This is a genomic window from Sphingomonadaceae bacterium OTU29LAMAA1 (genome assembly GCA_024072375.1).
In the GTDB taxonomy this organism is placed as follows: Bacteria; Pseudomonadota; Alphaproteobacteria; order Sphingomonadales; family Sphingomonadaceae; genus Sphingomonas.
In genome coordinates this window covers 1,339,335-1,361,338 of record CP099617.1, presented here as the reverse complement: position 1 = coordinate 1,361,338, position 22,004 = coordinate 1,339,335, and the positions used below count along the sequence as shown (strand labels likewise).

At 66.7% G+C, this 22,004-nt stretch carries 25 protein-coding genes and 1 other annotated feature; of the genes, 10 read left to right on the top strand and 15 right to left on the bottom strand.

The genetic code is table 11. The annotated features are described in order from the left end of the window. Window positions 1–72 precede the first annotated feature (72 nt). Entirely contained in the window at window positions 73–1,047 is a 975-nt protein-coding gene (locus tag NF699_06765) for a glycerophosphodiester phosphodiesterase (GenBank protein USU06356.1), read from the top strand. Next, complete coding sequence (locus tag NF699_06760; protein ID USU06355.1) at window positions 1,048–1,326, top strand: hypothetical protein; 279 nt, start codon at window positions 1,048–1,050, stop codon at window positions 1,324–1,326. A gap of 34 nt (window positions 1,327–1,360) precedes the next feature. Here the strand turns inward: NF699_06760 and NF699_06755 are convergent, their stop codons facing one another. Next, a complete protein-coding gene (locus NF699_06755) occupies window positions 1,361–2,149 on the bottom strand; it encodes an alpha/beta hydrolase (protein ID USU06354.1) in 789 nt (262 codons plus the stop codon). Continuing rightward, on the bottom strand, window positions 2,140–2,793 hold the full coding sequence (locus NF699_06750; GenBank protein ID USU06353.1) for a TIGR02117 family protein: 654 nt from the start codon (window positions 2,791–2,793) through the stop codon (window positions 2,140–2,142). Before NF699_06750 ends, NF699_06755 begins: the two co-directional genes overlap by 10 nt. A 50-nt stretch (window positions 2,794–2,843) precedes the next feature. Here NF699_06750 and phhA point away from each other — a divergent pair, with 50 nt between their 5' ends. Next, on the top strand, window positions 2,844–3,716 hold the full coding sequence (phhA, locus tag NF699_06745; protein USU06352.1) for a phenylalanine 4-monooxygenase: 873 nt from the start codon (window positions 2,844–2,846) through the stop codon (window positions 3,714–3,716). 62 nt (window positions 3,717–3,778) lie between these two features. On the opposite strand, the gene NF699_06740 is transcribed toward phhA, so the two are convergent. The 4 genes from NF699_06740 to NF699_06725 form a co-directional block, all read right to left on the bottom strand. Next, complete coding sequence (locus NF699_06740) at window positions 3,779–4,723, bottom strand: 50S ribosomal protein L11 methyltransferase (GenBank protein ID USU06351.1); 945 nt, start codon at window positions 4,721–4,723, stop codon at window positions 3,779–3,781. After that, on the bottom strand, window positions 4,713–5,408 hold the full coding sequence (locus tag NF699_06735) for an SDR family oxidoreductase (GenBank protein ID USU06350.1): 696 nt from the start codon (window positions 5,406–5,408) through the stop codon (window positions 4,713–4,715). The genes NF699_06740 and NF699_06735 overlap by 11 nt, the downstream gene beginning before the upstream one ends. 123 nt (window positions 5,409–5,531) lie before the next feature. After that, window positions 5,532–6,191, bottom strand: a complete 660-nt coding sequence (locus tag NF699_06730; protein USU07022.1) for a methyl-accepting chemotaxis protein — start codon at window positions 6,189–6,191, stop codon at window positions 5,532–5,534. 724 nt (window positions 6,192–6,915) lie between these two features. After that, on the bottom strand, window positions 6,916–8,262 hold the full coding sequence (locus NF699_06725) for a methyl-accepting chemotaxis protein (GenBank protein USU07021.1): 1,347 nt from the start codon (window positions 8,260–8,262) through the stop codon (window positions 6,916–6,918). A 159-nt stretch (window positions 8,263–8,421) separates the two neighbouring features. Between NF699_06725 and sdhC the strand changes: the two genes are divergently transcribed. From sdhC to sdhA, 3 genes are read left to right on the top strand one after another with little or no spacing between them, the layout of a single operon-like run. Further along, window positions 8,422–8,850 carry a succinate dehydrogenase, cytochrome b556 subunit gene (gene sdhC / locus NF699_06720; GenBank protein ID USU06349.1) on the top strand — a complete coding sequence of 143 codons (429 nt, stop codon included), beginning with the start codon at window positions 8,422–8,424 and terminating at the stop codon, window positions 8,848–8,850. Then, window positions 8,850–9,233: a succinate dehydrogenase, hydrophobic membrane anchor protein gene (gene sdhD / locus NF699_06715; GenBank protein USU06348.1), complete on the top strand. Its 384-nt coding sequence runs from the start codon at window positions 8,850–8,852 to the stop codon at window positions 9,231–9,233. Before sdhC ends, sdhD begins: the two co-directional genes overlap by 1 nt. Next, complete coding sequence (sdhA, locus tag NF699_06710; GenBank protein USU06347.1) at window positions 9,230–11,035, top strand: succinate dehydrogenase flavoprotein subunit; 1,806 nt, start codon at window positions 9,230–9,232, stop codon at window positions 11,033–11,035. The genes sdhD and sdhA overlap by 4 nt, the downstream gene beginning before the upstream one ends. 124 nt (window positions 11,036–11,159) lie before the next feature. Here the strand turns inward: sdhA and NF699_06705 are convergent, their stop codons facing one another. Next, window positions 11,160–12,629 (bottom strand): SulP family inorganic anion transporter, encoded by a 1,470-nt coding sequence (locus NF699_06705; GenBank protein USU06346.1) that lies wholly within the window; start codon window positions 12,627–12,629, stop codon window positions 11,160–11,162. Between the two features lie 72 nt (window positions 12,630–12,701). Continuing rightward, window positions 12,702–12,757, bottom strand: a sequence feature (sul1 is cis-regulatory element that is thought to sense ions involved in sulfur or methionine metabolism; They are found in Alphaproteobacteria). A gap of 177 nt (window positions 12,758–12,934) precedes the next feature. Between NF699_06705 and NF699_06700 the strand changes: the two genes are divergently transcribed. The 4 genes from NF699_06700 (at window position 12,935) to hslU (ending at window position 16,022) form a co-directional block, all read left to right on the top strand. Beyond that, window positions 12,935–13,474, top strand: a complete 540-nt coding sequence (locus tag NF699_06700; GenBank protein USU06345.1) for an N-acetylmuramidase — start codon at window positions 12,935–12,937, stop codon at window positions 13,472–13,474. Then, window positions 13,471–13,722 (top strand): holin family protein, encoded by a 252-nt coding sequence (locus tag NF699_06695; GenBank protein ID USU06344.1) that lies wholly within the window; start codon window positions 13,471–13,473, stop codon window positions 13,720–13,722. The genes NF699_06700 and NF699_06695 overlap by 4 nt, the downstream gene beginning before the upstream one ends. A gap of 341 nt (window positions 13,723–14,063) precedes the next feature. Further along, window positions 14,064–14,609 (top strand): ATP-dependent protease subunit HslV, encoded by a 546-nt coding sequence (gene hslV, locus NF699_06690; GenBank protein ID USU06343.1) that lies wholly within the window; start codon window positions 14,064–14,066, stop codon window positions 14,607–14,609. Between the two features lie 120 nt (window positions 14,610–14,729). Then, a complete protein-coding gene (gene hslU / locus NF699_06685; protein ID USU06342.1) occupies window positions 14,730–16,022 on the top strand; it encodes an ATP-dependent protease ATPase subunit HslU in 1,293 nt (430 codons plus the stop codon). An 18-nt stretch (window positions 16,023–16,040) separates the two neighbouring features. Here the strand turns inward: hslU and NF699_06680 are convergent, their stop codons facing one another. The 8 genes from NF699_06680 to NF699_06645 form a co-directional block, all read right to left on the bottom strand. Continuing rightward, window positions 16,041–16,403, bottom strand: coding sequence for a hypothetical protein (locus NF699_06680; GenBank protein ID USU06341.1), 363 nt, complete (start codon window positions 16,401–16,403; stop codon window positions 16,041–16,043). Between the two features lie 4 nt (window positions 16,404–16,407). Continuing rightward, entirely contained in the window at window positions 16,408–16,824 is a 417-nt protein-coding gene (locus tag NF699_06675) for a hypothetical protein (protein USU06340.1), read from the bottom strand. 31 nt (window positions 16,825–16,855) lie between these two features. Continuing rightward, window positions 16,856–17,617, bottom strand: coding sequence for a hydroxyacylglutathione hydrolase (gloB, locus tag NF699_06670; GenBank protein ID USU06339.1), 762 nt, complete (start codon window positions 17,615–17,617; stop codon window positions 16,856–16,858). Continuing rightward, a complete protein-coding gene (locus NF699_06665) occupies window positions 17,584–18,018 on the bottom strand; it encodes a VOC family protein (protein USU06338.1) in 435 nt (144 codons plus the stop codon). Before NF699_06665 ends, gloB begins: the two co-directional genes overlap by 34 nt. 241 nt (window positions 18,019–18,259) lie before the next feature. Next, window positions 18,260–19,048, bottom strand: a complete 789-nt coding sequence (locus tag NF699_06660; GenBank protein USU06337.1) for a hypothetical protein — start codon at window positions 19,046–19,048, stop codon at window positions 18,260–18,262. Beyond that, window positions 19,045–19,767: an alpha/beta hydrolase gene (locus NF699_06655; GenBank protein ID USU06336.1), complete on the bottom strand. Its 723-nt coding sequence runs from the start codon at window positions 19,765–19,767 to the stop codon at window positions 19,045–19,047. Before NF699_06655 ends, NF699_06660 begins: the two co-directional genes overlap by 4 nt. Before the next feature lie 51 nt (window positions 19,768–19,818). Then, complete coding sequence (locus NF699_06650) at window positions 19,819–20,883, bottom strand: M48 family metallopeptidase (protein USU06335.1); 1,065 nt, start codon at window positions 20,881–20,883, stop codon at window positions 19,819–19,821. Continuing rightward, entirely contained in the window at window positions 20,858–21,961 is a 1,104-nt protein-coding gene (locus NF699_06645) for a YjgN family protein (GenBank protein ID USU06334.1), read from the bottom strand. Before NF699_06645 ends, NF699_06650 begins: the two co-directional genes overlap by 26 nt. Window positions 21,962–22,004 lie beyond the last annotated feature (43 nt).

The following is a 22,004-nucleotide window of genomic DNA, read 5'->3' as shown; positions in this document are numbered from 1 at the left end:
GTTTCCGCTTTGCGAATCGCTCTCACTGCCGGGGTGCTGGCGTCGACCGCCGGACACGGGCAGGATCGCGCAATGACCGCGCCCCTGTCCGCCCCGATCGTCATCGCCCATCGTGGCGCGAGCGGGTCGCGACCCGAACATACGCTGGCCGCCTATGAACTGGCGATCGATCAGGGCGCGGACTTCATCGAGCCCGATCTGGTGCCGACCAGGGACGACGTGCTGGTCGCGCGGCACGAGAATGCGATCGGCGGCACGACCGACGTTGCGGCGCATCCGGAGTTCGCCTCGCGCCGCACGACGAAGACGATCGACGGGCAGGTGCTGACCGACTGGTTCGTGGAGGACTTCACGCTGGCCGAGCTGAAGACGTTGCGGGCGAAGGAGCGCCTGCCGCAATTGCGTGCCGACAACACCCGATATGACGGGCAATTCGAAGTGCCGACGCTGGCCGAGATCAACGCGCTGGCGAGGCGGCGGCACGTCGGCATCTATCCCGAGACCAAGCACCCGACGTATTTCGCGCGGATCGGCCATCCCACCGACGGCCTGCTGGTCGACCAGCTGAAGGCGGCGGGATGGGACAGCGCCGACGCGCCGGTCTTCATCCAGTCGTTCGAGGTGGCGAACCTGAAGCGGATCCATGCGCTGACGACGGTGCGGCTGATCCAGCTCGTGGCGGGGCAGGGTGGGCCGGCGGACGGTGCGGCGTCGTCCTATGCTGCGATGCTGACGCCGGCCGGGCTGCGTCAGATCGCGACCTATGCCTACGGGCTGGGGCCGGACAAGGCGCAGCTCTGGTCGGGCGACGCGCCGACGACGCTGGTTTCGGACGCGCATGCGGCGGGGCTGCGGGTGCACCCGTGGACGTATCGTGCCGAAAATACCTTTCTGCCGTCCCGGTTTCGTCGCGGCGAGGCGCCGGGGGCACACGGCGATATCGCAGCCGAGATCGCGTCCGCGCTGCGCCTTGGAATCGACGGATTCTTCACGGATTACCCGCTAACAGGCGTGGAAACCCGCCGTGCGGTAAAGGATCATCGGTAAATGCGTATCGCTCCCCTCGTGTGTCTTCCCCTGCTGCTCGCCACGGGCGGCTGCATCAGCACCGCCGCCTCGATCGTGAAGGCGCCGTTCCAGGTCGCGGGCAAGGCGGTCGACTGGACGACGACGAGCCAGGAGGAGGCGGACCGGAACTACGGCCGCAAGATGCGCAAGCAGGAGGCGAAGGAAGGCCGCGAGCGCAAGGAGGCGGCGAAGCAGTGCCGCCAGCATCCCGACGACCGCCGCGCGTGCGAATATTCGGGGTATCGCGCGGGGTATTGATCTGCGGCCTGGAGGGCGAGCGACGGAGCCGTCCCTACCGGTCCTGCACCACCGCATCGTCCGCCAGCGCCGCCGCCACCGCGATCAGCACCTCGGGGTGGATATGCACGCCGAGATGGCCGCTGTTCACCTCGACCGCCCGTGCGCTCGGATCATGGCAGATGAAGCCGTTGACGAAGCCGTCGCGCGGGCTCCAGATCGCGGTGCAGGGAACGGGGAGCGGCGCGGCGATCGCTTCGCTGCGGGCGATCACGGCAGGGTCGTCGACGCGCTCGCCGGTCGCCCATTCGAATGCGCGCCACACGTTGGTGGCGCGGCCGCTGCCGGCGTAGGGCGAGCTGACCGTCACCACCCGCGCGACCAGTTCCGGCCGGCGGTGGGCGACGAGCCGCGCCATGATGCCGCCCAGACTGACGCCGACCAGCGTGACGGGGCCTGCCAGCGCGTACAGCGCCTCGACCCGGGCGATCAGGCGTTCGGCATCGATACCGACGCTCTTGATGCCGAGGTTGCGGCCCAGACCCCAGCCTTCCGCACGATAGCCGATGCCGGTGAGGAAGCGGCGCAGCACGATGCTGGACCCGTCGGCGTCGAACAGCCCGGGCAGGATCATCACCGCGCCGCCGCGCCCCTGCGGCACCGCCGCCAGCGCGGCGGCATGACGCCAGCGGGTCGCCAGCATCCATGCGACGCGCGGGACTTCGCTTGCCGCCAACGCCTTGGGCGGTGGTGGCGGCGCCAGGAAGCCGGTGCCGATCCGCGCGTGCGGCGGCGTCCGGTCCTGCCACCGGGCGAGGCCGGCCTGCAATCGGGCTAGAACCATCCGAGCACCGTCACCGGAAACGGGGTCCAGCGACCGACGCGTATGCCGGCCTGACGCAGTGCATCGCCGACCCATGCGTTGCAGGTGTGGATCGCGTCGTAATGGCCGGTGCCAGCGTAAAAGGCGTCGTTGGCGCCGTAACCCCGATGCCGCTCGCGCGAGGGCGCGAAGCTGGCCCGGATGTATGCCGCGAGGCGGCGGTATTCGGCCGGACGCAATACGATGCTGCGCACGTTACCGGCCAGTCGGGGCGCGGGGACGTGCTCGACGTGCAAGAGCGTCGCATCGCTGCCGCGTGCGGCGGTGAGGACGGTGCGTGGGCGCAAGTCCGCCCAGGTAGCCGTGTCGAGGAAGAAGGCGCGCTCGCCCCAGCCGATCGCGAGATGGTCATAACCGGCATAACGCCGGTCCGCGAGGTCTGCTCCCGGCGCCAGGCCGCGCCAGTCGATGCCGCCAGCAACCTTGGGCACGACGATGCCGACGTGGATTCCATTTGATTCGACGTAGATGCGCACGCCCTGCGCCGGTGGCCGCCAACCCGCGTTCGCCGGGATCGCGCCGCCGATCAGCCCCGCGGTCCCGTATCCGCCAAGCAGCAGCGCCAGCAGCATCGCCGCGCGGCCCAGCCAGCGGTGCAGGATCATGGCGGGAACACGACTTGGTATCATTCGAAACCTTATGCTAGGCCCTGGTCATGGCAGATGAATCGCACGCTCTCGATACGCCCCCCAACGGTGCCGCGACCGACTGGACGATCGATCAGGACTGGCAGCATTACAGCGCCGAGGATCATGCGACCTGGGATACCCTGTTCGCGCGTCAATCCCAACTGCTTCCGGGGCGCGCATCGGAGGCGTATCTGCGCGGGCTGGATGTGCTCAAGCTGTCGAAGCCGGGCATTCCCGATTTCGCCGAGCTGTCCGAACGGCTGATGAAGCTGACCGGGTGGCAGGTTGTGGCGGTGCCGGGGCTGGTGCCGGACGACGTGTTCTTCGATCACATGGCCAACCGGCGCTTCGTCGCGGGCAACTTCATCCGGCGGCCCGACCAGCTCGATTACTTGCAGGAACCCGACGTGTTCCACGACGTCTTCGGCCATGTGCCGATGCTCGCCGACCCGGTGTTCGCAGATTATCTGGAAGCCTATGGCCGTGGCGGTCAGCGCGCGCTGGGGCTGGATGCGCTGAAATATCTGGGGCGGCTGTACTGGTACACCGTCGAATTCGGCCTGATCCGCGAAGGCGACGGGCTGAAGATCTATGGTTCGGGCATCGTGTCGAGCTATGCCGAAAGCCAGTTCGCGCTCGACGATCCCAGCCCCAACCGGATCGGGTTCGACATCGCGCGGGTGATGCGGACCGAATACCGGATCGACGATTTCCAGCAGAATTACTTCGTGATCCCGAGCTTCGACGAATTGTTGCGGGTAACGGTCGAAACCGATTTCGCCCCGTTGTACGAGCAGTTGAAGGCGCAGGACGATATTCCGGTCGCGGCGATCGTCGCGGGCGACGAGGTCATGACGCACGGGACGCAGCGGTATGCGCGGATGAAGGCGCGGGGGTAATGTTCGCCTCACGATCGTCATTCCCGACCGCGCGGGAATGACGACCATCGGCCGGTGTGGGCTTACAGATCCAGCGCCCAGCCGTCGCGGCCGTTGGGATCGAACGGCGCGGTCGGGACGTATCGCTCCGCCCCGGCGGTGAGGCGCAGGACGGTCCAGTCGCCGCGGCGATCGATCGCGTCCAGCGTGCAGCCGCAGGCCGCATAGGCGGCGACCACCGTCTCGCGCTGCGTTTCCAGCAGGCCGGCGAGCAAGATCGTCGCACCCGCATCGGCGATCGCTGCGAGTTCGGGCGCCATCGACACCAGCGGGCCAGCGAGGATGTTGGCGATGACGAGGTCGAAAGGGGCCTGCGCATCGATGTCCGGATGACGTGCGCCGTCCGCGACGAACAGGTCGACGTCCTCGATGGCGTTCAAGGCGGCATTCTCGCGCGTCACGTCCACCGCAACCGGATCGATATCGGTGGCGACCACCTGCGCCTGCGGCCAGAGATCGACCGCGGCGAAGGCGAGCAGGCCGGTGCCGGTGCCGACGTCGATCACCTTGGCGAAACGCGCGCCAGCCACCTCCAGCGCGTCGAGCATCGCCAGGCAGCCGCTGGTCGTGCCGTGGTGACCGGTGCCGAACGCCTGTCCCGCCTCGATCAGGAAAGCGCGGCCGCTTGCCGGCACATCCGCCGGATGCGCACTGGTGTGGACCACGAAGCGTCCCTCCCGAATAGGTTCGAGGCCGGACTGGCTCAGCGTGACCCAATCCTCGTCGGCAAGCCGCACGACGACGGGATCGTTGGCAGAGGCGCTTGGCACCAGCGCATGGAGGTGCGCGAGCATCGTCGCATCGGGCTCATGCTCCATATAGGCATCGAGCCGCCACCGTTCGACGTCGTCCTCGACCTCCTCCGTCGTCATCAGCACGGCCTCGATCGCAAGGTCTGACGCGCTGTCGATCGCCTCCGCCTCGGCACGGGTGCAGGGCAGGGTGACCTTCCACGATTCAGCGGACATAGCTGGCGCCGTTCACGTCGAGCACCGCACCCGTCATCGATGCCGGCGCGTCGAGCGCACAGAACCGGGCGACCGCGGCCACTTCCTGCGGATCGGCGACCTTGCCGAGCGGGATGTCGGCGAGCAACTTGTCGCCGCCGCGGCTGGCGAGGTAATCGTCGGCCATGCCGGTCATCGTGAAGCCGGGGCAGATCGCGAAGGCGAGGATTCCATCCTTCGCATAGCCGCGTGCGATCGTCTTGGTCATCGCGACCATGCCGGCCTTGGCGGCGGCGTAATGCCAATGCGCGGGGCTGTCGCCACGATAGGCGGCGCGGCTGGCGATGTTGACGATACGCCCGCCTGTGCCGCGCTCCTGCCAGTGGCGGACGGCAAGGCGGCAGAGTTCGGCGGAAGCGGTCAGGTTGATCCGCATCGTCCGCTCCCAGTCCGCGACCCAGTCGTCATGCTCGCGGTCGAGGGGATTGGCCTCGAACACGCCGGCGTTGTTGATCAGCACATCGATCGTTCCGCCTGCCTGATCGAGCGCGGCCTTCCACAGTGCCAGCGGTGCGGCGGGGTCGGCGAAATCGGCGGGGATGCCGCTACGGGTGCCGTGGCCGATGACGGCAGCGCCGGCGCCGGTGAGCGTTTCGAAGATCGCCGCGCCGATGCCGCGGCTCGATCCGGTAAGGAGCATGGACATGGCGGCGGCATTAAGCCGGGGCACCGCCGGCGCCAACCTGAATCCTCCCCGGCTTGCCGAGGGGAGGAAGCTCCTTTTTCAAAACTTCGCCGCGCCACTCCCCGTTGCGGATGCGGATCGAGGTTAGCCCACGCTCGCCGAGAAGCTGTCCGCCGATGCCCGCAACTGGCCCAGCCGGTCGCCCACCTCGCCAAAGCCGGCGCCCAGACTGTCGATCTCGCCTGCCACCGCCTGCGTATCAGCCCGGATCGCATCGATCGTATGCGACATCGAGTCCGCCGCCAGCGCGGTCTGGTCGACGGCGGCAGTAATCGCGGTGACGGTGTGGGCCTGCGCCTCCATCGCAAATCGGATGCGGTCGGCACTCTCCTGTACCTCGGCGACGGTCGCCTCGATACTCGCGTTGGTCGCCACGGTCGTGCGGGTCGCATGCTGGATCGCGGCGATCTTGGCGGCGATGTCGTCGGTGGCGCGGGCGGTCTGGTTGGCGAGGCTCTTCACCTCCTGCGCGACGACGGCGAACCCGCGGCCGGCGTCGCCTGCGCGTGCCGCCTCGATCGTCGCGTTCAGCGCCAGCAGGTTGGTCTGGCCGGCGATCGCCCGGATCAGGCCCAGGATCGATTCGATCGACTGGGCGTGATCGCTGAGCATTTCGCTCGCGCGCACCGCGTCGCCTGCATGGCCGCTGGCGCGCAGCGCGATGGCGGCGGCCGAATCGACTTCGGTCCGGGCGTCCTCGATCGCACGGATCAGCCCGGCGGCGGTCTGTGCCGCCTCGCGCATCGCGACGGCGGACTGTTCGGCGGCGGCAGCGACCTCGCTCGCCTTGCCCAGCACCTCGCGGGTCGAGGCGGAGGCGGCGTTGGCCTGCACGCGGATGCGCGCGCCGAGCGTCGCCGCGCCTTCGATCGATGTGGCGATGCTCTCGCGGAACGCCGCGGACCGCGTCTGGCGTTCCTGTCGGGCCGCTTCGGCCTGCAACGTGGCGAGATGGCCGGTCATCAGGTCCGATTCGACGAGCGCGGTACGCTGTACGGCGTCGCAAAGCCGGATCAGTCGCGGGGTATCGCCGACGCAACGCTGCTCCAGCGTCGCCAAGGTGAAGCTGTGCGATTGCGCCAGCGCCGCCTGCAGCGTCGGCAGGGGCACGCCGGATTGCATCGACTGTTCGGCATGCTGGATCGCGACCCGCACCCATGCCTCGTCGAACGGCGCACTGTATTTGAGGAAGGCATAACGGGCGCTTTCGCGCACGCGACGTTCCAGCCGCTCGGCCGTGAAGACATGGCGAATATGCCGGGTCGCGGGCAAAGAGAGGTAATGCCGCCAGAATCGATCGGCGATCTGGCGATAATCCTCTCCGTCCAGCAGCGTGCAGATGTCGCGGCAGGCTTCCGCGATCAATCCGTCCCAGTCATACTCGCCCAGGTGCTCGACGATCGTGCGCCGCGCCGGCGTTACGGTTTCCGACAGCAACGCGCGTGCCATTCAGTCATCCTCTCCGTCCTCACGCAGCGACCTTTGCGACGAATTCGCCGGCGCTGTTCTTGAGGGTGTTCAATCGTCCGTCGAGCCGGTCGAAACCGCGGCCGACGCTGTCGATCTCGGCCGCGACCGTTTCGGTATCCTCGCGGATCGCGGCGATCGTGCTCGACATCGAATCGGCGGCGAGGGCGGTCTCGTCGACCGCTGCGGTGATCGCGGTGACGGTCTGCGCCTGCGCCTCCATCGCATAGCGGATGCGGTCGGCGCTTTCCTGTACCTCGGTCACCGTCGTCTTGATGCTGGCGTTGGTCTCGACGGTCGATCGCGTCGCCGACTGGATCGAGGCGATCTTGGCGGCGATATCGTCGGTGGCACGGGCGGTCTGGTTGGCGAGGCTCTTCACCTCCTGTGCCACCACGGCGAAGCCGCGACCGGCGTCGCCGGCGCGCGCCGCCTCGATCGTCGCATTGAGTGCCAGCAGATTGGTCTGGCCGGCGATGTCGCGGATCAGGCCCAGGATCGATTCGATCGACTTGGCATGGTCGCTCAACGCCTCGGACATGCCGACCGCGTTGGTCGCCTGCACGCTCGCGCGACTGGCGATCTCGGCGGCGGCTTCCACTTCGGTACGGGCGTCCTCGATGGCGCGGATCAGGCCTGCGGCGGTCTGTGCGGCCTCGCGCATCGCGACGGCGGATTGTTCGGCGGCGGCAGCGACTTCGCTCGCCTTGCCCAGCATGCCGCGCGCCGAGCCGGAGCTGCGTTCGGCCTGCTCGCGCAAGGCATGACCCTCATCGGTCGCGGTTTCGACCGCGGTCGCGATGCCCTCGCGAAACTCGGATGCAAGGCGTTCGCGGGCGATGCGGGCGTTATAATCGGCAAAGCCGGCGAACAATTCGACGGTCAGCTCGGTTTCCATTCCGAACAGCCGCATCAGCGCGTCGGTCAGCGCGTGCTGGCGCGCATCATCGATGGGCAGGCGGGCGCGCAATGCCTTCAGCGCGGCGCGGTCGCTGGCGCAGGACATCGCCAGTACCTCCATCGTCGAGACACCGGCACGATATGCCGAGGCGACCGCCCGCTCCAGCGACTCGACCCACAGCCGGCCGTCGAGCTGGCAGAAGCGGTTGCGCAGATACGTGACGCCGGCGGTGACGCGACGTTCGTTCTCCAGCGGGGTCCATTCGGCGGCACCGGGATTGGCGTGGCGCCAATGCGCCCAATAGGCCTCGACGATGTCGCCCGCATCGGGTTCGATGATCGTCCACAGCTCGGCGGCGCGCTCGACGAGCGTGTTCTCGCCTCCGTCGAAAGCCTTGATGCGGCTCTTCAGGTCGATCGCGGCGGCGATACTGGCCGGCGGTGGCATTGCGATGTCGGACAAGGGCGGCTCCGGCGATTGACGTACGTTTGTGTCGCCGGTTCTAACGCTGGGTGGTTAATGGGGAGTTAGAGTGGCGCCGATGGGTTGCATCGCAGCAAGGCAGGCCTAATAGGCAATGCATTCGATTTTGCCCGAGGACCGTTCATGGCATCCCGTAATCCGGCGCGTCCGCGCAGCCCGCATCTCTTTTCGGGCTTCCTGAAGCTCCACTACAGCTGGGGGCCGCATATGCTGGTGTCCATCCTCCATCGTGCGACCGGGTCCGGCATGGCGACGGTCGGCACGGTGCTGCTCGTGTGGTGGCTGGCCGCGATCGCAGCGGGGGCGGAGGCCTATGCGACGTTCCGCGACGTGTTCACCACCGATGCCGGCAACCTGAACGTACTCGGCTGGCTGGTCGGCGTCGGCATGACCTATGCGTTCTTCACGCACATGCTGAACGGCGTCCGCCACCTCGTCATGGATGCGGGCGCGGCATTCGAACTGAAGCGCAACAAGATGTTCAGCCTGATCGTGATCGCTGGCGGGTTCGTCCTGACCGCGGCGTTCTGGCTTTATCTGGGGATGAAGTAATGGGTTCAGGCACCAGCATCGGCCGCGTCCGCGGCCTCGGTAGCGCCAAGGAAGGCGCGCATCACTGGTGGCGCCAGCGCGTCACCGCGGGGTCGAACCTGTTCCTGACGCTCTGGTTCGTCTTCGCCGTCGCGCGCATGCCCGGGTACGATTACGAAGCGGTCCACAGCTGGTTGCGCAACAGCTGGGCGGCGATTCCGATGATCCTGCTGATCGTGTCGGTCTTCTATCACTTCCGGCTGGGTTTGCAGGTGGTGATCGAGGATTACCAGCATGACGAGAAGCGGGTCGCCGCGATGCTGCTGCTCAACTTCTTCACCGTCGCGACCGCCGCGATTGCCATCTTCGCGATCCTCAAGGTCGCCTTCGGAGCCGCCGCATGAGCGCCCCTGCTTACAAGATCATCGACCACACGTATGATGCCGTCGTCGTCGGCGCGGGTGGCTCCGGCCTTCGCGCGGTGATGGAATGCGCGCAGAACGGGCTGAAGACCGCCTGCATCACCAAGGTGTTCCCGACCCGCAGCCACACCGTCGCGGCGCAGGGCGGCATCGCCGCATCGCTCGGCAACATGGGTCCGGATCACTGGACCTGGCACATGTTCGACACCGTCAAGGGGTCCGACTGGCTCGGCGACCAGGACGCGATCGAATATATGGTCCGCGAGGCACCCGCCGCGGTGTACGAGCTGGAGCATGCCGGCATGCCGTTTAGCCGCACGGACGAGGGCCGCATCTACCAGCGCCCGTTCGGCGGCATGATGCAGAACATGGGCGAAGGTCCCCCCGCGCAGCGCACCTGTGCCGCCGCCGACCGTACCGGCCATGCGATGCTGCACACATTGTACCAGCAGTCGCTGCGCTACGATGCCGACTTCTACGTCGAATATTTTGCGCTCGATCTCATCATGGAGAACGGCCAGTGCCGTGGCGTCGTGGCGTTGTGCATGGAGGATGGTTCGATCCATCGCTTCCGCAGCCACAACACCGTGCTGGCGACGGGCGGCTATGGTCGTTGCTACTTCTCGGCGACCTCGGCGCACACCTGCACCGGTGACGGCGGCGGCATGGTGCTGCGAGCCGGCCTGCCGTTGCAGGACATGGAGTTCGTCCAGTTCCACCCGACCGGCATCTACGGCGCAGGCGTCCTCATCACCGAGGGCGCGCGCGGCGAGGGCGGTTACCTGACCAATTCCGAGGGCGAGCGCTTCATGGAGCGCTATGCCCCGTCGGCGAAGGATCTCGCGTCGCGCGACGTCGTATCGCGGTCGATGGCGATGGAAATGCGCGAAGGCCGCGGCGTCGGCAAGAACGGCGACCACATCTTCCTGCACCTCGACCATATCGATCCCAAGGTGCTGCACGAGCGGCTGCCGGGCATCACCGAGACCGGCAAGATCTTCGCGGGTGTTGACCTGACCCGCCAGCCGCTGCCGGTCACGCCGACGGTGCATTACAACATGGGCGGCATCCCGACGAACTTCCACGGCGAGGTCGTCAACCTCGTCAATGGCAACCCCGACACGGTGGTGCCGGGCCTGTTCGCGGTGGGTGAGGCGGCCTGCGTTTCCGTCCACGGTGCAAACCGTCTCGGCTCGAACTCGCTGATCGATCTCGTGGTGTTCGGTCGCGCGACCGGCAAGCGTATCGCCGACATCTGCAAGCCCAACGGTACGCATAACCCGCTGCCCAAGGGGTCGGAAGAGCTATCGCTGACCCGCCTCGACAAGTTCCGCAACGCGTCAGGCAGCATCCCCACCGCGGAAATCCGTGGCGAGATGCAGCGGACGATGCAGAAGCATTGCGCCGTGTTCCGCGACAACGCGCTGCTGACCGAGGGCCAGTCGCTGATGTCGGGCATCTACAAGAAGATGGCGGACGTGCAGGTCAACGACCGCAGCCTGATCTGGAACACCGATCTGATCGAGACGCTGGAGCTCGACAATCTGGTCGCGCAGGCGGTGGTGACGATCGATTCGGCGGCGAACCGCAAGGAATCGCGCGGCGCGCATGTGAACGAGGATCATCCGGATCGCGACGACGCCGGCTGGATGAAGCACACGATCACGACCTTCACCGGCTGGGGCGGCGTGGGTGGTGCGACCGCCATCGATTATCGCCCGGTCCACGACTACACGCTCACGGATGATGTGGAGTACATCAAGCCGAAGAAGCGGGTGTACTGATCCTCTTCTGAGAGCCCCTCCCCTTCAGGGGAGGGGTTGGGTTGGGTGATGTCTCACCGAGTGAGCCCTCGATGACTCCTCCACCCCAACCCCTCCTCTGAAGAGGAGGGGCTTTTTTTTGTGTTTAGCCCAGCACCAGCGGTGCATGGCGGTCGACCAGCACGCTGCTCGCGGCGTTCAGGCCGACGACCTCCACGGCGATGCCATGCGCGCGCAGCTTGGAGACAACGTCCTCCAGCGCGGCCACTGCGGTGATGTCCCACAAATGCGCCGCGGTCAGGTCGATCCGCACCCGTGCCGCATCGTCGCGCAGGTCGAACCGGTCCGCGAAGATCTCGGCACTCGCGAAGAACACCTGCCCCGATACGTCGTACGTTCGCGTGTCGGTCGCGGCATCGTAGCCCACCGTCACGTCCATCATCCGCGTCACCTTGAACGCGAAGAACACGCCGCTCATCAGCACGCCGACCGCGACGCCCATCGACAGGTCGTGCGTCGCCACCGTCACCGCGACGGTCGCCAGCATCACCAGCCCCGACACCTTGGGATGCCGGCCGAGATCGCGTAGCGACCCCCAGGCGAAGGTGCTGGCCGATACCATGATCATGATCGCGACCAGCGCCGCGACCGGCACCTGCGCCACCCACGGGCGTAGCGGCACCATCACCACCAGCAGGAAGACGCCCGCCACCAGCGTCGACAGCCGCCCGCGCCCGCCATAGCGGACGTTGCCGACGGTCTGCCCGATCATGCCGCAGCCGGCGATGCCGCCGAAAATCCCCGCCGCGACGTTGGCGAGGCCAAGGCCGGTGCATTCCTGCGCCTTGTCGCTGTTGCTCTCGGTCAGTTCGTCGACGACCTTGGCGGTCATGAGGGATTCGAGCAGGCCGACCGCGGCCATCGCCAGCGCATAGGGCGCGATGATGCCGAGGGTGCGCCACTCGACCGGCAGGGCGGGCAAAGCGAAGTGCGGCAACGACGCCGGCAATCGCCCGAGGTCGGCGACGGTATGCAACGGCATCGGAAAGGCGATGCTGATCGCGGTCAGCACGACGATGCAGATCAGCGGCGAGGGGATCGCGGTCGTGATGCGGGGCAGGAGGTAGATGATCGCGAGGCCCAGCCCGATCATCGCATAGGTGTGCCAGCTGACGCCCAGCATCTGCGGCACCTGCGCCGAAAAGATCAGGATCGCCAGCGCGTTGACGAAGCCCGTTCGCACCGACTTGGAGACGAAGCGCATCAGCACGTCGAGCTTGAGCAGCCCGAACACGATCTGGAACACGCCCGCCAGGATCGTCGCGCCGAGCAAATAGGACAGGCCATGGCTATGAACGAGCGCCGCCGCCACCAGTGCGACCGACCCGGCCGCGCCGGAAATCATCGCGGGCCGCCCGCCGAACACCGCGATGACGATGCCGATGACGAACGAGGCGAACAGGCCGACTTCGGGATCGATGCCGGCGACGAAGGAGAAGGCGATGACTTCGGGGATTAGCGCGAACGTGCCGACCATACCGGCGAGCACGTCGCGGCGCGCATTGGCGGCACCGCTGTACCATTCGGCACGATAGCGGGAGAGGGACAGGGTCATGGAGAAAATCCGCATGGACCGCACGAACCGGCATCGCGTCATGGCGATGGGATGATGTTGCGTGCGGTATCATGTTGTCCGGCGGATCGGCGGCCGGAATAGCCACCCGGATTTGCACCGGGTCCTTGCGAATAGCGCCCCGATACCGCGCCTCATGCCGGGGCGCAACATGCCTGTTGGACGCGGACAGTCCCGTCGTCGACGCAACCCGTTGATCCGTAACCACGCGACGGGCGTCGAAAAAATTCGCTGTCCTATTTGGAAATGCCATGATCCCCCGACCTGCACAGCAGGGGAGCCGCATCATGACCATCGCCGCGCTTGTCGACCAGATCATCGCTCGCGAAGGGGGGTATGTCGATCACCCCGCCGATCGGGGCGGGGCCACGCGATGGGGCATAACCACGGCGGTCGCGCGCGCCAATGGCTATCACGGCGCGATCCGCGATCTGCCCCGGCCGGTCGCCGCCGCAATCTATGAAACGGTTTATTGGCGCACGCCGCGCTTCGACCGGATCGCGCTGCGGGCTCCCGCGCTCGCCGCCGAGATGTTCGATACCGGCGTCAACATGGGAACGGCGGTGGCCACCGGTTTTCTCCAGCGCGCACTCAACGCGCTCAACCGGGGGGCGAGCGATTTTGCGGACCTGACGGTGGATCAGATGGTCGGTTCGCATACGCTTGCCGCGCTGGATGCCTTCCTGATCCGTCGTGGTACGCCGGGCGAGCGGGTTCTCGTCAAGGCGATCGATGCGTTGCAGGGCGAACGCTACCTCTCGCTTACCGAACGTCGCCCGGCAAACGAAGCCTTCCTGTATGGCTGGCTCGCGGAGCGGATCGCATGACGCCGCGGGACCCCTGGGTCAGTCGCGCACGCCCGGCATTCCTCTACGTAATGTATGCGCTGCTGCTCTGGTCCATCCCGATCGGCGTCATCGCAGCCGTCAGTCCGGCGACGGCTGCGGCGATGGCGCGGGGAATGGGGGCGTATCTGTCGGCGATCCCGGAGCCATTGTACGCGCTCTTCGGGACCGGGTATCTGGGATACACCGCCGCCCGGGCCTGGGGGAAGGCGCGGGGAGTGGAGCTGTAGAGCTTGTTCACGCGAGGACGTGAAGAAGGTTGATTCACGCGGAGACGCGGAGGCGCGGAGAAGAAGTTGAGAAGGTGGTTTTTGCGCGGAGACGCGGAGACGCAGAGAGGATGCGCCGCAGGCTGTACGTCTCTGAGCAGCCGCTTCGGCGTTGAAGGGCTGCGCCGCAGCCAATCTCGATCTCCGCGTCTCCGCGTCTCCGCGTCTCCGCGTGAACCAACCTTCTTCCTCTTCGCGGCTTGGCGTCTCCGCGAGAACGACCCCTTCTTCACCCCGCCCCTTTGCACCCCACCCTCCGCCACCCTACATCGCGCATCATGAGCGGGAACGATCCACATTCCATGCCGGTCTGGCATGGCACCACCATTTTGTCGGTCAGGCGCAACGGCAAGGTCGTCGTCATCGGCGACGGCCAGGTTTCGATGGGCCAGACCGTGATGAAGCCCAATGCCAAGAAGGTTCGACGCCTCGGCGCGGACGGACAGGTCATCGGCGGGTTCGCCGGAGCGACCGCCGACGCCTTCACGCTGTTCGAGCGGCTCGAGGCGAAGCTGGAGCGCCATCAGGGCAAGCTGATGCGTGCCGCGGTCGAGCTGGCGAAGGACTGGCGCACCGACAAATTCCTCCGCAATCTGGAGGCGATGATGATCGTCGCCGACAAGGACGTGACGTTGATCCTGACCGGCAACGGCGACGTGCTGGAGCCGGAGAATGGCGTCGCCGCGATCGGATCTGGCGGCAATTACGCGCTCGCCGCCGCCCGCGCGCTGGTCGATTACGAGGCGGATGCCGAGACCGTATGCCGCAAGGCGATGGCGATCGCTGCCGAAGTCTGCGTCTACACCAACGATCGCACGACGATCGAGCTGATGGACAGCGACACGTAACGCCGGAAAGCCCCTCTCCTTCAGGGGAGGGGTTGGGGTGGGGCCTGTCCAAAACGGCTGCCGCCCATGAGTCCTCCACCCCCTACCCCTCCTCTGAAGAGAAGGGGCAAGAAGAAACCCATGAACCAGAATCTCACTCCCAAGGCGATCGTCGCCGCCCTCGACGCCCACATCATCGGCCAGCGCGATGCCAAGCGGGCCGTTGCGGTGGCGATGCGCAATCGCTGGCGGCGGCAGCAGCTTTCCGCCGATCTGCGCGACGAAGTGACGCCCAAGAACATCCTGATGATCGGGCCGACGGGCTGCGGCAAGACCGAGATCAGCCGCCGGCTCGCCAAATTGGCCGATGCGCCGTTCGTGAAGGTCGAGGCGACCAAGTTCACCGAGGTCGGCTATGTCGGCCGCGACGTAGAACAGATCGCCCGCGACCTCGTCGAGGAAGCGATCCGGCTGGAAAAGGAACGCCGCCGCGTCGCGGTGAAGGACAAGGCGGAAGAGGCGGCGATGAAGCGCCTGCTCGACGCTCTGGTCGGCAAGGACAGCAGCCAGGCGACGCGCGAGAGCTTCAAGCAGCGCTTCGCCGACGGCCACCTCGACCAGACCGAGATCGAGATCGAGCTGGAACAGGCCCCCGCCATGCCGTTCGAGGTGCCGGGCGGCGCACCGCAGATGATCAACCTCGGCGAAATGATGAAGTCGTTCGGCGGCGGCCAGCAGCTGAAGCGTCGCAAGATCAGCGTGCGCGCAGCGTGGGACAAGCTGGTCGAGGAAGAGGCCGACAAGCGGCTCGACCAGGACGAGGTGAGCCGGACCGCGCTGGCGGACGCAGAAGCGAATGGTATCGTCTTCCTCGACGAGATCGACAAAATCGCGGTCAGCGACGTGCGCGGCGGATCGGTCAGTCGCGAAGGCGTGCAGCGCGACCTGCTGCCGTTAATCGAGGGGACTACGGTGGCGACGAAATATGGGCCGATGAAGACGGACCATATCCTGTTCATCGCCAGCGGCGCGTTCCACGTCGCCAAGCCGTCCGATCTGCTGCCCGAGTTGCAGGGCCGCCTGCCGATCCGGGTAGAGTTGAAGGGGCTGACCGAGGAGGATTTCATCGCGATCCTGTCGGACACCAAGGCCTCTTTGCCGGCGCAATACAAGGCGCTGCTGGCGACCGAGGGGGCCGTAGTGAGCTTCACTGACGATGGTATCGCGGCGATCGCGCGGATCGCGGCGGAGGTGAACGGGCAGGTCGAGAACATCGGCGCGCGCCGTTTGCAGACGGTCATGGAAAAGCTGCTGGAGGACGTCAGTTTCGATGCCGAGGACCGGTCCGAGCCGGTGATCGTGGATGCCGCCTATGTCGATCGGCAGCTGGCGGGGATCGCACGGAACACGGATTTGAGCCGGTTCGTGCTGTGACGCACGGCCTGCCGCGCGCTATTTCTTCACCTTAGTGTACGGCGTGAATTCGGTGAAGCGGCAATAGGCCGAGGGAATGCTTGTCCCCGCCGTCAGCACGCGGAAGCGATCGTTGCGGCATAACTGACCGCCATAGATCTCGACGATGAGCGTGTTGAGCGGTTCGAGCGAGGGACAGGCCCCGACCGGCCCCGTCTTCCACACGCGGTTTCCCGCGCCCTCGGTATACAGGATCGTGTTACGGTCGATGATCGACGGACCGTTGGTCTGGGACACGCTGATGCAGCGCGCCGCCGGTCCCGCCACGCGCCCCGCCAGCGGATCGGATTTGGCGGCCAGCAGTGGCATCGCAAGGGCGGCGATCAGAAGCGGCGTCCTCATGGTGTCACGACCCCTTGCTGTAGCGGACGAACGGACCGAACGAGCAGCTACCGGTCAGAATGCGCGAGACGCTGTCGACCGTGGTGCCAATATCGCCGCGGCAAAGCTGGCCCGTGGTCAGGCGCGTGATGAGGATGTCACCGCGGCCGACGCGTTCGCACCCGCCCGCGGTATCGGTGCGAAACTTCAATCCGCGGCTGACGGTGTAGACGAGGGTCGGGCCATAAGCCTGTACCTGCGTCGTCGGATAGCGCGGCAGGCAGTTGTTGGACGGACCCGGCGTCAGTCCCGCCAGCGCCTGTTCGAGCTTCGCCGCGGCGGCTGCATCCGCCTGCTGTGCGGCGAACCGCTCCTTCGGCGTCTGTGCGCAGCTGGCGAGGGCAATCGCGATTGCGGTGGCGAGCCATGGTCTGATGGTCATCATTCTCTCCTTCGCGCGGCGGGGATACGGTTCAGCCGCGAAACTCGTCCTTGCGCCGACGCAGATCGCCGAGTTCTTCCGGCGTCAATGCCCGCAGGAACGGATTGGTTGCCCGCTCCAGTCCGATCGTCGTCGGGATGGTCGGTTCGCCGAGTTCGCGCATCGCATCGACATCCGTCATCCTTGCGGCCAGCGCAGCGTTGTCCGGTTCGATCGCAAGGGCGAAGCGGCCGTTCGCCTGTGTATATTCATGCCCGCAATAGACTTGCGTATCGTCGGGTAACCTCGCGTAACGCTGCATATTGGCGAACATCTCCGCCGGCGTCCCCTCGAACAGACGACCGCAGCCCATGGCGAACAGCGTGTCGCCGGTGAAGATCGCGCCGATATCGGGCAGGTGGAACGCGATGTGGCCGGCGGTATGGCCGGGCACATGCAGAACATGGGCGACTTCGGTGCCGATCCGCACCACGTCGCCTTCGCCAACCGTCTCGTCCAACGTGGGGATCCTGTCGGCTTCGGCGGCAGGGCCGGTAATCCGCGCGCCGGCAGCCTGGAGGGCGACGTTGCCACCCGTGTGATCGGGGTGCCAGTGCGTGGTCCACACCTGTCCTATCGTCCAGCCCCGCTGCGCCGCCGTCGCCTGCACCGGCGCGGCTTCTCCGGGATCGACCGCCACGGTTTCGTCGCTGCCGGGATCGTGGATCAGCCAGGCATAATTGTCGGTCAGCACGGGCACCCGGACGATCTCGATCGCCATCACCAGGTTCCGGTGTTCGGCATCGACAGCCATGGCTCGGCCGGTTCCAGCTCGCCCTTTTGCAGCAGCTCGATCGAAATACCGTCGGGGGTCTTCACGAACGCCATGTGCCCGTCGCGCGGCGGCCGGTTGATCGTGACGCCGCCGTCCATCAGCCGCTGGCAGGTGTCGTAGATATTGTCCACGCGATAGGCGAGGTGGCCGAAATTGCGGCCGCCGGCATAGTCCTCGGCGTCCCAATTGTAGGTCAGTTCCACCTCGGCACGGGCGCGTTCGCCGGGACCGTTCATGTCCTCGTCCGCCGCCAGGAAGATGAGCGTGAAGCGGCCCTTTTCGTTTTCCATCCGGCGGACTTCTTTCAGGCCCAGCAGTTCGAAGAAGCGGATGGTCGCGTCGGGATCGGTGACGCGGATCATGGTGTGGAGATAGTGCATGCAAAGTCCCTGACAGCCTGTCGGTAAAGCGTAGGACGACAACGCACGATGTGCCAGCACGTGTCCCGGCTTCATCCGCCGGAGATCAAATCCGGGCGGTTGCTGGCGTCGACTTCGATGCATTCGGTAACGATGCCGCTTGCTCACTGCCGGGGTGGATACGCCGCTGCTAGCCCCGCCGCACCCTCGCGCCTTACTCTTCCACGGCCTCCAACCGGGAGGATATTTAGGAGGAGGTTCTTCAGCGCTCCTTTGCGGGCGCGGGCGCCGGTGCGGGGGTTGGAGTCGCATCGACGAACTGCGCCAGGGCTGCGCGGGCGCTTTTGCCAGCGGGGGATTGCGGCGCCAGTCGCGCGGCTTCCGCCCAGGCCGCCCGCGCACCTGCCTCGTCCCGCGCGAGCGCTGCGACGTTGCCCGCCTCAAGCTGGACGGAGGCGTCGTCCGGCGACCGCTTCAGCGCCTCCGTCACGTCCTTCTTCGCCCGCACGATATCACCGTCCCGGCGGGCCAGCGTTGCCGACAGCAGCCACGCGAGCGGATCGTCGCCGGCGGTGGCAAGGGCGAGGTCGATGTCGCGCCGTGCCGCCTCCGGCTCGTTCGCGGCGACCATGACGCGGGCGTGGTCCAGCTGTGCCTCACCCAGCGCGAATCCCTGCAACGTACCGGCGACCAATGCGGTGTCGAGCGCCGAGCGCGCGCCGGGAATATCGCCGGCCGCGAGCCGCGCGTTACCGGCCTGCGCCCAGTAATTGGCGGCGCGGCGGTCATGGCCCAGTTCGGCTGCCTTCGCGGCAGCCTCGAACTCGCTGGAGGCGGCGGGGAAATTGCCGTCCTTCGTATAGGCCAAGCCTGCGCATTGCCGGGCGAACCAGCCGCCGCCCAGCGCACCCCAGCGAACGGCCTCCGCGCGCGCGGCGGCAGGATCGGTATTCGCCAGTTCCACGCACCGGTCGAAGCGCGCCTCGCGCGGATCGGTCGGCTTTGCTGCGGGTGCGGCGACCTGAAGTGCGGCGGCGAGAAGCAGGATCATAGGCGGTTCAGCACATCCTCGGTCGCCCGGACGATCAGCGCGATATCGATGTCGCGCGACAGGCGATGATCGCCGTCCTTGATCAACAGCGTCTGCACATCGGCTGAACGAAGCATCTCGCCGAGCCGCACGGTCCGATGCCACGGCACGTCCGGGTCCGCCTGGCCCTGTACCAGCCGCACGGGACCATCGATCGGGATCGTGCCGAACATTACGCGGCTCGCCTCGCCCGACTGGAAGAAGGCGCGGGTGTAGACCGTCGGCTCGGGCCCGTAGGGATTGGGGCGTTCCAGCCGGCCCTCGGTCAGGATCGCCATCTTGTCCTCGGTCGAAAAGCCCCAGTCCGTGAAATCGGGCGCGGGGGCGATGCCGACGAGACCGACGACGCGATCGGGGCGGGCCTTGGCAGCGAGCAACATCAGCCAGCCGCCCAGCGACGATCCGACCAGCACCACCGGCCCGGTCGCGACCTGATCGAGCATCGCCAGCACGTCGTCGCGCCAGCCGGTGAGCGTCTGCTCCTCGAATACGCCTTCGCTATGCCCGCAGCCGCCGTAGTCAAACCGGACGAAGCCACGGCCGGTCTCGCGCGCCCATGCTTCCAGCGCCAGCGCCTTTGTGCCGTTCATATCGGACGCATATCCGGGCAGGAAGACGATCGTCGGACCGGTGCCCGGTGTCTGATGATAGGCGAGGCGGGGGCGGGGGGTGTCGGTCATGGATAACCCTTAGCCAATGGATCCAAGGATGTGGAGGGCATCATCCATGCGTCAGAAACGCCATTCGATGCGGTCCGTCTCCCCCTTGCAGATGCCGCGGAGGTCGGACCATTGCCGCGCACCGAGCGCGGGGGTGTAGGCTGCGCCCGACGCGATGCTGCTCCGGAACCGCTTCGCGCGGTCGGTCGAAACCGGATGGCTGGCCAGATAGGCGAACATCCGCTCGGCATGGCCGGAACCCTTGCCGAGCCGATCGAAGAACGCTGCGGTCGGTAGCGGCGACAGGCGTGCGGCCGACAGCAGGCGGATCGCATCGCCATCGGCGCGGCGCTCCGCATCGCGGGAGTAGGCAGTAGCGAACATGGCGTTAGTGTAGGCGCCGACATGCCCCTCCATCCCGCCCAGCAGCGCGGCCAGCCCCATCTGGCGCAGCAGTGCTTCCATCACGTCACGGTGGCGGACGTGGCCGATCTCGTGACCGATCACGCCGGCGACCTCGTCCGGCGACGCCGCCGATTGCAGCAACCCGTCGAAGATCACGATGCGTCCGCCCGGCAGGGTGACCGCATTGACCATCGGCAGCTTGACGACGTGGACGTCGATCCGGTCGCCATCGGGATCGATGCGGCGCACGAGCGTTGCCAGCGCGGCGCGACCGGCGGGATCCTCGCACCCCTTGCGGCCGAAATCGCCCTCCATCACCTCGCCGATCCGCTGTTCGACGGACGCGGGGATCATCCGCGCGACGAGTGCCGGGGTGCGCAGCACGAGCAACACGGCGACGGCGGCGACCACGGCGAAGATCGCCGCCGCGCGCCACAGGCCGAGCCGGTCGACCCAACGCCCGTAGCGATGGACGCCGGGCAAACGCGCGGCGATATCCGCTGGCACCGGACCTTCGAAACCGATCCGCCAGCCGGGGCGCCCTTGCAGCCCGAAGGTCGTCGCAGCGCCGTCGCCGTCCCCCGGCGTCAGGTCGGCGAAGGCATGATGCTCGCCATCGAGCCAAAAGCCGTCGTCGTTCGCGACGAGCGATACCTGCCGCCGCACCGCGGTGGTGCCGTCATAATGCCAGACCGGGACGCTCAATTCAGAAGGCACCGACATCGAAGGCATCGAGGAGTCCCTCGCCCTGACCCGGTTCGCGGGTGCGCGACTGACCGAGGGTATCGACCTCGACCTCGCCATAGGCGGCCATGTGGCGAATGAAGAACGCCCAGTTGCGATAGGGAATGAAAATCGCGCCGATGCCGAGCGTGACGATCACCAGCCCGACGTTGCCGAGATAGAGCAGGATCCAGTCTTTGGTCGACGCGCCGAAGCCGAATTCGAGCTTGCCGAGCGATGTCGCGCCGATCGCCTCGCGGAAGAAGGCGGCATAGAAGATCATCGCGACCAGACCGAGGACGCCGAAGAAGAAGACGTAGAAGGCGATGGCCGCGATCACGATTGTCACGATCATCCCCGTGGTCGGCGGGGTGTCGGCGCGCATCCCGGATGCCATACCCGCCCCCATCATAACGGCGAACAGCACGCCCACACCGATCGCCAGCACAACCGGTGCGACGTAGAACAGCAGGAAGCGACCGAACACCGGCTGCCAGCGCGCCTGTGCGCGAAACGGCAGTGAGCCGAAGCTCATCGCGTTCCAGCGCTCGTTCCACAGCCGCGCCATCGACCAGGGCGTCATCAGGTACACGGTGATGAACGACAGCAGCGTCTTCCAGAAGTAGCTCCAGCCATAGGCGACGCCCTGCCGGTCGCTGCCACCGCGGATGCCGTGCCAGAACGTGCGGCTGAGCCGGTAGCGGAGCGCGCGGAAGCGGGCGACGCCGAACAGAAAGAGGATGGCGAGATAGATGACGAAGACCATCAGCCCTGCCGCGCCCTGATGCCCGCGCATCATGACGCCCTGCAGGACGAGATTGATGACGCCGAACGGCACGATGAACAGGAAGAACGCGATGACGTAGCCGATGAACAGTTCCAGCCCGGTGCCCGTCCATTCCAGTCGGTCGTCGATGAAGCGCGTACGACTCCATAGATACCGCCGTGTCCGCGCGCGGGCCCAGAAGGTGTAGATGCCGAGTGTGACGATCGTCAGCAGCAGGTTGGTGAATGCGATCGGCGCATAGTCCTGCCACGTGCCGGTGAAGCGGAACGCGCGCGCGCCCTCTGCCTGATCGTCTGTCATCGCTATCCCCCTGCGCGGCAGTGGAGCCGAGCAGGGGGGCGGG